The organism is Kitasatospora sp. NPDC057904 (genome assembly GCF_042887925.1).
Classification (GTDB): Bacteria; Actinomycetota; Actinomycetes; order Streptomycetales; family Streptomycetaceae; genus Kitasatospora.
The window spans coordinates 101,214-115,372 of sequence record NZ_JBHVOL010000010.1 but is presented as its reverse complement, the minus strand read 5'-3'; the positions used below and the strand labels follow the sequence as shown (position 1 = coordinate 115,372).

Here is a 14,159-nt window from a genome sequence, read left to right as displayed (position 1 = left end):
CGGTGCCGACCGGTCGAGTCTAATGTCCGCCTGCCGGACACCGAGCGGCGCGCCCGGTGCCACCGGCCGGCCATGGACGATCCCCGAGGTGACGGGGGTCCGGGCGGGAGCGGGTCGCGTCAATTCCGATTGACGGAGGCGGCGGCGAGGGCGCCCGACTCCCCCATCTCGCTCATGACGAGCGCCAGCGCGCCCAGCACCTCCGCGCGGCCGCCCAGGGTGCCCGGCACCACGGACAGCTGGCGGGCGGCGCTCGGGATCGCGTAGCGGGCGACCGAGTCCCGGATCGGGGCCAGCACCAGCTCACCGGCCTCGGCGAGGTCGCCGCCGAGGATCACCCGGCGCGGGTTGAGCAGGTTGCACAGGGTGGCGACGCCGGTGCCGATCTGCCGGCCCGCGTCGGCGATCACCCGGCGGCAGCCGAGGTCGCCCTGGTGGGCCAGCTCGACCACCCTGGGCAGGGTGAGGTCGGGGCCGAGGGTCGAGGAGAGCAGGGAGAGCAGGTAGCGGGAGCCGACGAAGGTCTCCAGGCAGCCGCGGTTGCCGCAGCGGCAGACCGGGCCCGCCTCGTCCAGCGTGATGTGCCCTATCTCACCGGCGGTGCCGCCCGGGCCGCGGTAGATCTGGCCGTTGACCACCAGGCCGGCGCCGACCCCGCTGGCGATCTTGATGTAGGCGAGGTCGCTCAGACCGCGGCCGGCGCCCCAGACCAGCTCGCCGAGCGCGCCGAGGTTGGCGTCGTTGTCGACGTGCACCGGCATGCCGAGCCGCTCGGCCAGCTCGCGGCCGGGGGCGATGCCCGTCCAGCCGGGCAGGATCGCGGTGGAGCCGAGTGCGCCGGTCTCCACGTCGATCGGGCCGGGCACGCCGAGGCCGACGCCGATCACCTTGTCCGGGCGGAAGCCGGCCTGCGCCAGGAGCCGATCGACCATGGCCTCGGCGCGGTCGAAGCCCTGGGCGGCGGAGACGTCGACGTCGATCGGGGCGCTCTCCTCGGCGAGCACCCGGTGCGCGAGGTTGCCGACCGCGACCCGCAGGTGGGTGTGGCCGAAATCGATGCCGACGACGATGCCGGCGTCGCCGCTGAGCGAGACGCTGCGGGCCCGGCGGCCGCCGGAGGAGGTGTCGGCGACGACGACGGTGCCGCTCTCCTTCAGTTCCCGCACGATGTTGGAGACGGTGGCCGCCGAGAGACCGGTGCCGCGGGCGATCTCGGCCTGGGTCAGCGAGCCGGCCATCCGCACGGCCCGCAGCACGCGCTCCAGGTTCGCCCGGTGCAGCGATGACTGCGAGCCCGGTGTGTCCGTCGCCATGATCCACCATCCCAGAGGGGCGGGGACCCCTCCGCCGGGCGTCCCCTTCAACTCCTGAAGCCTACGGCTCCGGGTGGGAGGTGGGGGTGTTGGAGGCGGGATCAGGGGGCGGCGAGGGTGACGGCGGGCGGCGGAGGAGGCGGCGGGAGGAGGCGTGGCCGGGCGGGGACGGGGGCGTTCGGGGTGGCCGGCGGGGTCGTCAGGTCACGGTGGGGTTGAGGTGGTGGGGGGATCCCGGGGAGGTCCGGGGGCTTTCGGGCTCCTGCCGACAGCCGAAAACCGGTCACCACTACCATGGTGCCCAATCTCACGCGTCCCACCGGACCGCGGACGGTACCGGCAGGGGACGAATCCAGACATGACGGGGAATCAGATGGCAGGGGATCACCCTACGCCGGGGGCAGGCGAAACACCGGGCAGCGGCCCGCAGGAACACCGCGGCGTCTCGTTCGGGCGCCAGCCCGGCGTCGACCCGGCCGCCGTCGCCGACCAGATGACGCAGCTGGACGGCTCGGCGATCCCGGGACCGGCGGCGCCCGCGGGACCGCCGGCCCAGCTGGCGGCGCCGCCGGCCGCACCGCCGACCGGCCCGGCCTACGCGCCGACCGCCGCCGCCTTCCCCTCCCAGGCCCCGCCGCCGCCCCCGGCCGGCGCGCCCGTCGGCCCGTACGACCCGGTGCCCGGCGGCTACCAGGCGCCCGACGCCGGGCAGTCCTACGGCGGCGGCTACGGCTACCCGCAGGAGCAGCAGAGCGGCTACGCCTACCCGACCACGCCGGTGCCGGCCGTGCCGAAGCAGCGCAACCCCGTCATGGTGTGGGGCGGCATCATCGGCGGCGTGCTCGCGATCGCCATCGTCGCCGCGCTGGTCGTGCTGTTCCAGCAGAAGGACAACCCCGACAACCCGGTCGCGAACACCGGCGGGACCACCACCGGCACCTCCGGCGACGGCGGCAGCACCAGCACCGGGACCAGCAGCGGCACCAGCGGCAACGGCGGCACGGGCGGCAGCGGTGCCAGCTACAACGTCGCCTGGTCCGTCCCCAAGGCCACCGACTCGGACGGCAGCACCCAGATGCTCGGCATCTGGGCCACCGACAAGCTCGCCGTGCGCGTGGACTCCAACGGCATCCGCGCGTACAACCTGTCCGACGGCAAGCCCGCGTGGTCCATCCCGGTGCCGAACGGCGCCAAGGAGCTGTGCGCCGCGTCGAACAGCACCAACTCCAAGAACATCGGCGCCGTCGCCTTCAACACCGGTGACAGCGACTGCTCCACCATGGCCGCCGTCGACCTCACCTCGGGCAAGCTGACCTGGAGCGTCAAGGTCTCCAACGACCGGCTCTCCTCCCCGACCCTGTCCGTCACCGACAAGGTCGTCGCGATCGGCGGCCGGCTGGTCGGCGCGGTCAGCATCGACAACGGCAGCACCGTCTGGTCGTGGAAGCCGCGCGACAGCAGCTGCACCGTGACGGGCCGCACCGCCGCCGCCCAGATCGTGATCAGCGACCGCTGCTACGAGAGCAGCCCGAAGTCCCAGCTGTACGTGGTGGACTCGGAGACCGGCGCGCAGAAGAGCACGCCGCTCGCGCTCGCCGGCAGCATCGAGGCGGTCGACAAGGTCGTCTCCGCGGATCCGCTGGTGGTGCTCATGACCAACGGCACCAACGGCGACTACGTCCTGCCGTTCGACAAGAGCGACAAGCCGGGCAACCCGATGTCGGTCAAGGAGCCCGGCTCCGACAGCCTGCGCCTGACCGGCCTGAGCGACGCGATCAGGGCGAACGTCGTCAGCGGGAACATCCTGTACGCGCAGGTCACCGGGACCAAGGACGCCGTCAACGCGTACGACCTGACCACCGGCAAGCGGCTGTGGTCGGCCGCCAACCCGACGGCCAACCAGGACATCCGGCTCGTCTCCGGGTACGACAAGGACGGCAAGGTCCGCGCCATCCTCACCCAGGGCTACAAGAAGCCCGCCCGGCTCGTGACCCTCTCGCCGACCGACGGCTCGATGACCGACCTCGGGACCCTGGCCATGCCGGACGGCATGGACATCGGCGCCAGCCTGAACGAGTACAAGATGGCGCAGGACGCCAGCGAGGTCATCACCTTCTCGCGGTACGGCTCGGACTCGCCGCTCACCAAGTGGGCGAAGAAGTGACGACGGACTGACGTCGCTCCCGGGGAGGGGCGGGTCGGGGCTTCGGCCCCGGCCCGCCCCTCCTTCGTCGTCCCCCCGCCATTGCGCGGCCCGGGCCGTCCGCCCGCGATTATTCGGCGGGCCCGCGCGTTGCCCATGGGAAGATGCGCAACACCAGCCCGACGAAGGAGTTCAGCGAGTGCCCGGCACCAACCTGACCCGTGAGGAGGCCCGCACCCGGGCCGACCTCCTGCACGTGGACGCGTACGACATCGAGCTCGACCTCGGCACCGCCCGCGAGGGCGGGACCTTCCGGTCCACCACCGTCGTCCGGTTCACCGCCACGACCCCCGGCGCGGACACGTTCATCGACCTCGTCGCCCCGGGCGTCGAGGAGATCACCCTCAACGGCGCCGCGCTCGACCCCGCGAGCTTCGCCGACAGCCGCATCCCGCTGCCGGGCCTCGCGGCCGAGAACGAGCTGCGCGTCGTCGCGAACTGCGCCTACACCAACACCGGCGAGGGCCTGCACCGCTTCGTCGACCCGGTCGACGGCGAGACCTACCTGTACACCCAGTTCGAGGTGCCGGACGCCCGCCGCGTCTTCGCCAACTTCGAGCAGCCCGACCTGAAGGCCGCGTTCACCTTCACCGTCACCGCCCCCGAGGGCTGGGTCGTCGTCTCCAACTCGCCGACGCCGCAGCCGACCGGCGACGGGGACACCCGGGTGTGGGCCTTCGAGCCGACCGGCCGCATCTCCACCTACATCACCGCGCTGATCGCCGGCCCCTACGTCGGCGTCTTCGACAGCTACGAGAACGGCGACCAGAAGGTGCCGCTCGGCGTCTACTGCCGGCCCTCGCTGCGCGAATTCCTCGACGCCGAGGCCGTGTTCGAGGTCACCAAGCAGGGATTCGACTACTTCCAGGAGAAGTTCGACTACCCCTACCCGTTCGCCAAGTACGACCAGCTGTTCGTCCCGGAGTTCAACGCCGGCGCGATGGAGAACGCGGGCGCCGTCACCCTGCGCGACCAGTACGTGTTCCGCTCCAAGGTCACCGACGCCGCCTACGAGGCCCGCGCCGCGACGATCCTGCACGAGCTCGCCCACATGTGGTTCGGCGACCTCGTCACCATGGAGTGGTGGAACGACCTCTGGCTGAACGAGTCCTTCGCGACCTTCGCCGAGGCCGTCTGCCAGGCCGAGGCGCCCGGCTCCCGGTGGCCGCACTCCTGGACCACCTTCGCCAACCAGATGAAGACCTGGGCGTACCGGCAGGACCAGCTGCCGTCCACCCACCCGATCATGGCCGACATCAACGACCTGGAGGACGTCCAGGTCAACTTCGACGGCATCACGTACGCCAAGGGCGCCTCGGTGCTCAAGCAGCTCGTCGCCTACGTCGGCCAGGACGCCTTCTTCCAGGGCGTGCAGGCCTACTTCAAGCGCCACGCCTGGGGCAACACCCGCCTCGGCGACCTCCTCGGCGCGCTGGAGGAGGCCAGCGGACGCGACCTCAAGGCGTGGTCCAAGGCCTGGCTGGAGACCGCCGGCATCAACGTGCTGCACCCCTCGATCGTCCTGAACACCGACGGCGAGATCGAGTCCTTCACCGTCCTCCAGGAGGCCCCCGCCCTCCCCGCCGGCGCCAAGGGCGAGGCCGTGCTGCGCCCGCACCGCATCGCCATCGGCCTGTACGAACTCGCCGACGGCGACACCCTGGTGCGCACCGACCGGATCGAGCTCGACGTCGACGGGCCGCGCACCGAGGTGCCGGAGCTCGTCGGACGGCACCGGCCGGCCGTCGTCCTGCTCAACGACGACGACCTCTCCTACGCCAAGATCCGGCTCGACGAGGACTCGCTCGCCGTCGTCACCGAACACCTCGGCGCCTTCACCGAGTCGCTGCCCCGCGCCCTGTGCTGGGCCTCCGCCTGGGACATGACCCGCGACGGCGAACTCGCCGCCCGCGACTACCTGGCGCTCGCGCTCTCCGGCATCGGGCGCGAGAGCGACATCGGCGTCGTCCAGTCCGTGCAGCGGCAGGTCAAGCTCGCCCTCGACGCCTACACCGACCCGGCCTGGCGCGAGGAGGGCCTCGCCCGCTGGGCCGCCGCCGCCGAGGAGCACCTGCGGGCCGCCGAGCCCGGCAGCGACCACCAGCTGGCCTGGGCCCGCACGCTCTCCTCCGTCGCCCGCACCGACGCCCAGCTCGACCTGCTCGCCGGGCTGCTCGCCGGGACCACCGAGATCAAGGGCCTGGCCGTCGACACCGAGCTGCGCTGGACCCTGCTGGTCCGGCTCTCGGCCACCGGACGCGCCGACGAGGCGGCCGTCGCCGCCGAGCTGGCGCGCGACAACACCGCGGCCGGCCAGGAGCACGCCGCCACCTGCCGCGCGGCCCGGCCCACCGCCGAGGCCAAGGCGCAGGCGTGGGCGGCGGTCGTCGAGTCCGACACGCTCACCAACTACGTGCAGGAGGCCACCATCGCCGGCTTCCAGCAGGCCGACCAGCGGGAGCTGCTCGCACCGTACGCGGCGAAGTACTTCGACGCCGTCAAGGGCGTCTGGGAGACCCGCAGCCACGAGATCTCGCAGCAGATCATCGGCGGGCTGTACCCGGCGCTGCAGGTGTCGCAGGCGACGGTCGACGCCACCGACGCGTGGCTGGCCGCGGCCGAGCCGGCGCCGGCGCTGCGGCGCCAGGTCGTCGAGGCGAAGGCCGGGGTCGAGCGGGCGCTGCGGGCGCAGGCCGCCGACCGGGCGGCCGGGGCACGCTAGGCCCGGACAACGCGGAGGGGCGCCGGACTCGGTCCGGCGCCCCTTCGGCGTTGGTGCGGGTCTTACTGGTGGACGGCCGCGGGGGCCGTCGGCTACTTCTTCTTGCCCTTGCCGTACGGCAGGCCCGCGAGGGCGGCGATGATCGCGAAGGCCGCGATCGGGATCAGCACGTACAGGCCGATGGTCTGGCCGACGCCGAGGCCGGAACCCGGGTCGTCGCCGTCGTCCCGGGTGAGGGCCATGGCGGGCGACGACAGCAGCATCATCAGCGTGACCGTTGCGGAGACCGCGCCGGCTCGCAAAGCGTTCCTCTTGTCCACGTTTTCCAACTTACCCGGGGCTTATGGGGTGGCGCGCGTCGGGGTGGGCCTCATGGGACGGGGGCGTGTGCGGGATGCCCTCCGGGCGGGGGGCCGGGGCAGGGACGGGTGAGGCTCACGGGGTGGCGCGCGTCGGGGTGGGCCTCATGGGGCTCCGGGCAGGGGCGGGGGCCAGGAGGTGGGACAGGAAGGGGGCGGCGGGGGTGGTGGCGAGGGTTTCCAGGGTCACCGGGTGGCCGGCGCCGTCGGCGATCGGGAGGCGCCAGTTCGGGTACTGGTCCCATGTGCCGGGGAGGTTCTGCGGGCGCGGGTCGCCGACCAGGTCGGGCAGCCACACGCCCACCAGCCCGGCCCCGGTGGCGCCCAGGAAGCGGTACAGCACCGGCATCGACAGCGGCTCCCCCGGCGCCAGCAGCCCCAGCCGCGTCAGCGCCGCCCGCCACTCGGCCAGCTCCGCCGCCGCCTCCGCCTGCTCGTCCCCCAGCGGCCGGGCCAACAGCCCCAGCCGGTGGCGCAGCTCGACGTGTTCGCCGGAGAGCCGGGCCGCCGTGCTGGGCAGGTCGTGGGTGGTGAGGGTGGCCAGGCAGCCGCGCCGCCAGCGGTCCGGTGGCAGGACCTCCCCGCCGGCCGCCCAGTCCCGTTCGAACCACAGCACGGACGTCCCGAGGATCCCGCGCTCGGCCAGTTCCTCGCGGACGCCCGGCTCGACCGTGCCGAGGTCCTCGCCGATCACCGCCGTCCCGGCGCGGTGCGCCTCCAGCGCGAGCACGCCGAGCATGGCCTCGGCGTCGTACCGGACGTACGCGCCCTCCGTCGGCGCGTGTCCCTCCGGCACCCACCACAGGCGGAACAGCCCCATCACGTGGTCGATCCGCACCGCGCCGGCGTGCCGGGCGGCGGCCCGCAGCAGTTCCGCGTACGGGGCGTAGCCGGCGGCGGCGAGGGCGTCGGGGCGCCAGGGCGGCAGGCCCCAGTCCTGGCCGTGGGCGTTGAAGGCGTCCGGCGGGGCGCCGACCGAGATGCCGCCCGCCAGCACGTCCTGGAGCACCCAGGCGTCGGCGCCGTCCGGGTGGACGCCGACCGCGAGGTCGTGGATGAGGCCGACCGGCATGCCGGCGCCGTCGGCGGCGGCCCTGGCGGCGGCGAGCTGCTGGTCGACCTGCCAGGCGAGCCAGCGGTGGAACTCGACCCGGTCGGCGAGCTCCTTGCGGGCGCGCTCGGTCCCGGACCCGTCCGGGTGGCGCAGCCCCTTGGGCCAGGCGTGCCAGTCGGGGCCGTGCTCCTCGGCGATCGCGTTCCACAGCGCGTACCGCTCCAGCCACTCGCCCTCGCGGCGCAGGTAGGCCCGGTACGCGGCGTCGCGGCCGGTGCCGCGCGGGACCTCGTGCAGCAGTTCCAGCGCCTCGCGCTTGAGCGCCCAGACGGCGTCCCGGTCGATCAGGCCGTCGTGCGCCAGCACTTCGGCGCGGAGCCGGGCGGCCCGGCGGCCGAGTTCCTCGGCCTCGGCGCGCTGGTCGCCGACGAGGTAGGCGTACTCGGGGACGGCTTCGACGCGCAGGTGGACGGGGTCGGCGAAGCGGCGGGAGGAGGGGCGGTACGGGGACGGGTCGGAGGGGGCGCCGGGGAGGCCGGCGTGGAGGGGGTTGATCTGGACGAAGCCCGCGCCGAGGTCGGCGCCGGCCCACTGGGCGAGGTCGGCGAGGTCGCCGAGGTCGCCCATGCCCCAGGACCGCTCGGAGAGGAGGGAGTACAGCTGGGCGAGGAAACCCCAGCTGCGGGTGGGGAGTCCGGGGAGCTTGTCGGGGGCGACGACGAGGGCCGCGCGCGCCGTGCCGCCGGCGCACTCGGCGGTGAGGACGTGCCGGCCGAGGGGCAGGTCGGCCGGGAGCCAGTGGGAGTGGCCGCGGGGCAGTTCCCACACGCCGCCGTCCTCCAGCTCGACGTGGAGGCGGGCGTCGGCGGGGACGTCGAGCGCGGTGCGACGCCCCTGGCGGACGACGACGCAGGGCGGCAGCAACCGGGCCTGCTGCTCGGCCCGGTGACGGTCCAGCGCCGCCCGCACCTCCTCCGGCGTCCCGGCCTCGACTCCGAGCGCCCGCAGCACCGCCACCAGTGTCCGCGCGCCGACCGGCACCCCGCCGGGCCCCGGGTCCTTCGGATCGACCCCGTGCACCTGTGCCAGCGCCACCAGTTCGGGTGGCGGGGCCGGAGCGTCCTGCGCCGGCACCTTGAGCCCGTCGGCTCCGTCACGGTCGAGATAAGCGGCCACTCGCGGCTCCTGCGATGTCTCGGCAACGCCAGTTCGGGACGACCACAGTCCTACCCGCGTGACGGCCCGATGACGCTGCGCGACACGAGCGCGAGCGGTCGACCGGCCGTCAGGAGGGGCCGGGGAGGGGGAACGGCGCGGCTGCGGGTGGGCGGAGGCGCGCGTCGAGAAAGGGACGAGGAGAGCGCGAGGGCGGCGAGCGGTCGACCGGCCGTCAGGAGGACCGGCCGCCCCGGGCGGTTCTGCTGGTGGGAGGGATGACCCGGGGGGGGAGGCACGGTGATCAATTGGGCAAAGTGGACATATCTGACGACGGCGTTGACACCGGGTTGGGTAGCTGGTGGGGTTGCGGCGATGTGGTCCAGGCCTGGCGAGGAGGCTCCTGTGCAAGCCCGAGTTTCCGTAGCGGCCGGGCGGCGGCTGCGGCAGCAGTTGGAGCAGAGCTCCGCGCTGCGCGATGTCCTGTACCACCCCGCGGCGCTGGCGGCCCGGCGGGCCACCGCGCGGACGTGCCGTCAGCTGGCGCCGAAGACGGCGGACCGGCTGATCGCCGACTTCAAGGGGACGGAGCCGCTGCTGGCGTCCGTGCGCGCCGAGCGGGCGGCCGGGAGCCGCGCGCCGGGGCGGCGGGCGCTGCAGATCGCGGCCGGTGTCGCCGCGGCGGCCGTGGTCGGCGGGCTCCTCGCGGGGCCGGTGCCGTCGGCGGCGGCGTACGCGGGGGTACCCGGGCCGGACGTGGTGAGCACCGCGCCGCAGACGCCGCTGGGGAGCGTGACGAACCCGCAGGTGTTCCCGCGGCCGCAGGAGCAGACGGTGGCCGGGAAGCCGGTCGTGGTGCCGGCCGCGGTGACGCTGGTGACGGCGCCGAAGGCGGACCACGGCGCGGTGGACGCGGTGCACGAGGTGCTCGGGATCGCCGGGGCCACCGACTTCACCACCGTGTCCGACGTCGACGCCCCGCCGGCCGCGGGCTCGCTCGTCGTGTACGTCGGCGGGCCGGCCGAGGGCGCGGGCGGCGCGGTGGACCGGGCGCTGCGCGACCTGGCCGCCGCGGGCGGGACGAAGGACGGCGCCGCGCCGTCGCTGATCGGGATGCCGATCGGCGGCTACGTGCTGACGGCCGGCCAGCTGCCCGCGCAGGGCGGCGGGACGTACGGCGCGGTGGTGCTGGCGGGCGCGGACGCGGCGGGCACCTTCTACGCGGCGCAGAGCCTGCGGCAGTTGCTGGCGGCGGTGCCGGCCGGGCAGGGGCAGAACCAGGCGCCCGGCGCCTCGGGGCTCGGCCTGCCGGGGATCACGCTGCGCGACTGGCCGTCCGGGGCGCCGGTGCGCGGCACCGCGGAGGCGTTCTACGGCACGCCGTGGACGGCGCAGCAGCGGCTGGACCAGGTGGAGTTCCTGGGCCGCTCGAAGCAGAACTTCTACCTCTACGCGCCCGGTGACGACCCGTACCGGCTGTCGCGCTGGCGCGACGCGTACCCGGCGGACAAGACGGCCGAGCTGCGCGAGCTGGGCGGCCGGGCGGCCGCCAACCACGTGACGCTCGGGTACGCCGTCGACCCGGGGCAGTCGTTCTGCTTCAGCTCGGGCAAGGACGTGGACGCGCTGGTGGCGAAGCTGGACGGGCTGCGCGCCCTCGGCTTCTCCGCGTTCCAGCTGCAGTTCCTGGACGTCAGCTACGACGAGTGGCACTGCTCCGACGACCGTTCGACGTACGGCACCGGGCCGGCCGCCGCGGCCAAGGCGCAGGCCGCGCTGGCCGCGAAGGTGCAGGACCGGCTGATCTCGAAGAACCCGGGCCTGGCGCCGCTGTCGATCGTGCCGACCGAGTACCACCAGTCGGGTTCGACGCCCTACCGCAAGGCGCTCGCGGACGCGCTGCCGGCCGGGGTGCAGGTGGCGTGGAGCGGGGTCGGGGTGATCCCGGAGAAGATCACCGGCGCTCAGGCCTCGGACACCGCGGGCCTGTACGGGCACCCGCTGGTCACCATGGACAACTACCCGGTCAACGACGCCAACCCGGACCGGCTCTACCTCGGCGCCTACACCGGGCGCGACCCGGAGGTGGCGAGCCGTTCGGCGGTGATGCTGACCGGGGCGATGCAGCAGCCGGTGGCCTCCCGGATAGCCCTGTCGACGGCCGGCGACTTCGCCTGGAACCCGGCCGCGTACAAGCCGGACGAGTCCTGGCAGGCCGCGCTGCGCACGATGGCCGGGCCGACCGGCGCCTCCGCGACCCCGGCCGGGTCGGCACTGGCGGCCGTCACCGCGCTGGCCGGCAACAGCTCGTCCTCGCCGCTGTCCAAGCAGGAGTCGGGCTACCTGACCCCGCTGATCGACAGGTTCTGGGCGACCGCCGAGCCCACCTCGGGCGCGGCCCCCGACCTCGCCAAGCTGATAGAGGCCGCGGGCCCGCTGCGGGAGGCGTTCGGCGCGATGGCCTCGGCCCAGGAGACGCTGGCCGGCACCGCGGCGACGTCCGCGCTGGCCGCCGAGGCCGGGCCGTGGCTGGCGCCACTGCACGGGTACGGGCTGGCCGGGCAGGCCGCCCTCGACATGCTGCTGGCGCAGCACGGCGGTGACGGCGCCGCCGCCTGGAAGGCCCGGGTGGAGCTGAACCGGCTGCGCGAGCAGCTGGCGCAGAGCCCGGCGACGATCGGCGCGGGCGTGCTCGGCCCGTTCCTGGAGCACGCGCTGCGGGCCGCCGACAACTGGGCGGGCGTGGTCAGCGGCGGCATCAGCCCGACGACGACGATGGGCTCCGCGCACGACCACCTGCCGGCGCTGATGACCGACGGCCAGGCCGACACCTTCTACTGGAGCTCCGCTCCCCCGCAGCCGGGCGACTCGGTCGGCGTGGACCTCGGCTCCGGGCGCCCGGTCAGCGGCGTCACCGTCCTGATGGGCGGCTGGGGCGACGGGCCGGACGCCCAGAGCGCGGTGGACGACTACATCCGCGACGGCGTGCTGGAGTACTCGACCGGCGAGGGCGGCTGGAAGCAGCTGGCCGTGGTGAAGAACCAGAAGACGGTCAGTGCCCAGGTGCCCGCTGGCACGGTGGTGCGGGCGGTGCGGCTGCGCGCCACCGCCGCCCAGAAGACCGCGGTGGCGGTGCGCGAGTTCACCGTGACGGCGCCGGACGAGGCCCCGGCGAGCGTCTCCGGCGGACCGGCCGCGCTGCCCGGCTCCTCGGCGGCGGCGGTGCTGGACGGCAACCCGGACACCGCCTACCGGGCGGCCAGCGCGCCGACCGCGCAGGACGAGCCGCTGACCGTCGAGCTGGGCGCGGCCCGGCCGGTGGACCGGCTCACCGTGCTGACCGACCCGAGCGTGAAGGCCACCGCGACCGTGTCGCTGCGGCGCCCGGACGGCACCTGGTTCGACATAGGGACGATCAACCCGGGCTACAACGAGCTGCCGGCCGGCGGCCAGCCCGCCGACGCGTTCCGGCTGACCTGGAAGCCGGGCGGCGACCCGCCGGTCGTCAACCAGGTGATCCCCTGGTACGCGGACGCCCCCGCGGCCCGGCTCACCCTGGCCGACCCGTCCCTGGACGTCGTGACCGGCGCGGCCGCGCCCGCCCAGACCCAGGCGACGGTCACGGCCGGCCGCCCCGAGGGCACCACCGGCAGCCTGCAAGCCGACGTGCCGGCGGCGGCGAAGGGCCTGACGGTGGCGCCGGCGGCCGGGGTGACGGTGCCGCGCGGCGGGAAGGTCGGGGTGCCGCTGCTGGTCAGCGCCGCGGCCGGGACGCCGTCCGGGACGTACCAGGTACCGGTGCAGTACGTGGCCGGCTCGACCGTCGTCAAGCAGGTGCTCCAGGTGCACGTGGTGCCGCCGACCGGCGGGGCGGACCTCGCGCTCGGCGCGAAGGCCACCTCCTCGGGCGACGAGACGGCGAACTTCCCGGCCTCGAACATCGCCGACGGCGACCCGAAGACCCGCTGGTCCTCGCCCGCGCAGGACAACGCCTGGGTGCAGCTGGAGCTGCCGCAGGCCGTCCGGCTCGGTGCTGCGGTGCTGCACTGGCAGGCCGCGTACGCCGCGTCGTACAAGATCCAGACCTCGTCGGACGGGGTCACCTGGACGACCGCGGCGAGCGTGGACAACGGCAAGGGCGGCGACGAGACGGTGCGCTTCGACGCCGCGAACGCCAAGTTCCTGCGGATGCAGGGTGTGACCCGGGCCACCAAGTACGGCTACTCGCTGTGGGGGATCGAGCTGTACGCCGTGACGCCGCCCGCGCAGCCGCAGCCGCCGGTGGCTCCTCCGGCGCAGCCGGGGACCCCGGGCACCCCCGGCACCACGCCCGCGCAGCAGCCGCAGCCGCAACCGGGACAGCCGGCCGCGGGACAGCAGCAGCCGGCCGCCGGGACGCCGCCCAAGCAGTAGTCCGTGCGGTGGTCCGTGCAGTGGCCCGCACAGCGGTCCGTGCGGTGGTCCGTGCAGTGGCCCGTGCAGTGGTCGCCCGCGGGGCGGCCGTACACACGGCGGGCCGCCGTGCTCCCCGGTGGGGTGCGCGGCGGCCCATGAGGCGTACCGAGATGTGACGGGGCAGGCCCTTGTGGAGCTCTGGTTCAGGCGGAGAGCGGTTCGGGCTGCTCGCCGCGGCGGACTGGGGCGGAGTGGGCGCCGTGCGCCCGGCCGATCGGGACCGAGTGGTTGGGCTCGGTATGGTCGTGGTGCTCGTACTCGCCCCACTGCGGGGCGCGTAGTTGGTCGCCGCCGCCGTACGGCTCCAGGTAGGGCCGCCAGCGGGGGTCCTTGATGCCGGTGCCGATGATCCGCCAGGCGAGGCCGGAGGGCGGCGCGGGCGGGCGCTTCATGCGCCAGCCGAGTTCGGTCAGGTGGCGGTCGGCCTTGGTGTGGTTGCAGCGGCGGCAGGCCGCCACGACGTTGTCCCACCGGTGCTGGCCGCCCCGGCTGCGCGGGATGACGTGGTCGACGCTGGTTGCGGCGGCCCCGCAGTAGACGCAGCGGCCGTGGTCGCGGGCGAACAGCGCCCGGCGGGTGAGCGGGACGGGCCCGCAGAACGGGACCCGGACGAAGCGGGTCAGGCGGACGACGGACGGCGCCGGAAGGGCGCTGGTGGCGCTGTGCAGAGTGACTCCGGTGTCCTCCAGGCTGACCGCCTTGTGGTTGAGGACCAGGATGAGTGCGCGGCGCATCGATACGACGCCGAGTGGCTCGTAGGACGCGTTGAGGACCAGGACATGCGGCACGGATGCCTCCTTGGACGCCTGCGGCGCGTGGCTCGCGCCGGGACGAGCGGTTGGATCACCCAACGGGTGAGTGATCTCCCCCAGTGTCGCCTTACGCCTTCGTACGGCGC

General features: G+C 74.4%; 7 protein-coding genes. 3 read left to right on the top strand and 4 right to left on the bottom strand.

Annotated elements, in window-relative coordinates; translation table 11 throughout:
* Positions 1 to 119: 119 nt before the first annotated feature.
* Positions 120 to 1,313 (bottom strand): ROK family protein, encoded by a 1,194-nt coding sequence (locus tag ACFVSN_RS25010; RefSeq protein WP_380441986.1) that lies wholly within the window; start codon positions 1,311 to 1,313, stop codon positions 120 to 122.
* A gap of 373 nt (positions 1,314 to 1,686) precedes the next feature.
* Between ACFVSN_RS25010 and ACFVSN_RS25005 the strand changes: the two genes are divergently transcribed.
* Positions 1,687 to 3,477, top strand: coding sequence for a PQQ-binding-like beta-propeller repeat protein (locus ACFVSN_RS25005; RefSeq protein ID WP_387956613.1), 1,791 nt, complete (start codon positions 1,687 to 1,689; stop codon positions 3,475 to 3,477).
* Between the two features lie 178 nt (positions 3,478 to 3,655).
* Positions 3,656 to 6,238, top strand: coding sequence for an aminopeptidase N (gene pepN / locus ACFVSN_RS25000; protein ID WP_380441982.1), 2,583 nt, complete (start codon positions 3,656 to 3,658; stop codon positions 6,236 to 6,238).
* Positions 6,239 to 6,330: 92 nt separating this feature from the next.
* Here pepN and ACFVSN_RS24995 read toward each other — a convergent pair whose 3' ends face one another.
* Together ACFVSN_RS24995 and malQ are read right to left on the bottom strand one after the other, a co-directional pair.
* Complete coding sequence (locus tag ACFVSN_RS24995; RefSeq protein WP_380441980.1) at positions 6,331 to 6,558, bottom strand: hypothetical protein; 228 nt, start codon at positions 6,556 to 6,558, stop codon at positions 6,331 to 6,333.
* Positions 6,559 to 6,673: 115 nt separating this feature from the next.
* Positions 6,674 to 8,785 carry a 4-alpha-glucanotransferase gene (malQ, locus tag ACFVSN_RS24990; RefSeq protein WP_387956688.1) on the bottom strand — a complete coding sequence of 704 codons (2,112 nt, stop codon included), beginning with the start codon at positions 8,783 to 8,785 and terminating at the stop codon, positions 6,674 to 6,676.
* A gap of 426 nt (positions 8,786 to 9,211) precedes the next feature.
* On the opposite strand from malQ, the gene ACFVSN_RS24985 reads away from it, so the two are divergent.
* Positions 9,212 to 13,219 (top strand): beta-N-acetylglucosaminidase domain-containing protein, encoded by a 4,008-nt coding sequence (locus ACFVSN_RS24985; protein ID WP_387956611.1) that lies wholly within the window; start codon positions 9,212 to 9,214, stop codon positions 13,217 to 13,219.
* A gap of 185 nt (positions 13,220 to 13,404) precedes the next feature.
* On the opposite strand, the gene ACFVSN_RS24980 is transcribed toward ACFVSN_RS24985, so the two are convergent.
* Positions 13,405 to 14,049 (bottom strand): HNH endonuclease, encoded by a 645-nt coding sequence (locus ACFVSN_RS24980; RefSeq protein WP_387956610.1) that lies wholly within the window; start codon positions 14,047 to 14,049, stop codon positions 13,405 to 13,407.
* Between the last annotated feature and the right edge of the window lie 110 nt (positions 14,050 to 14,159).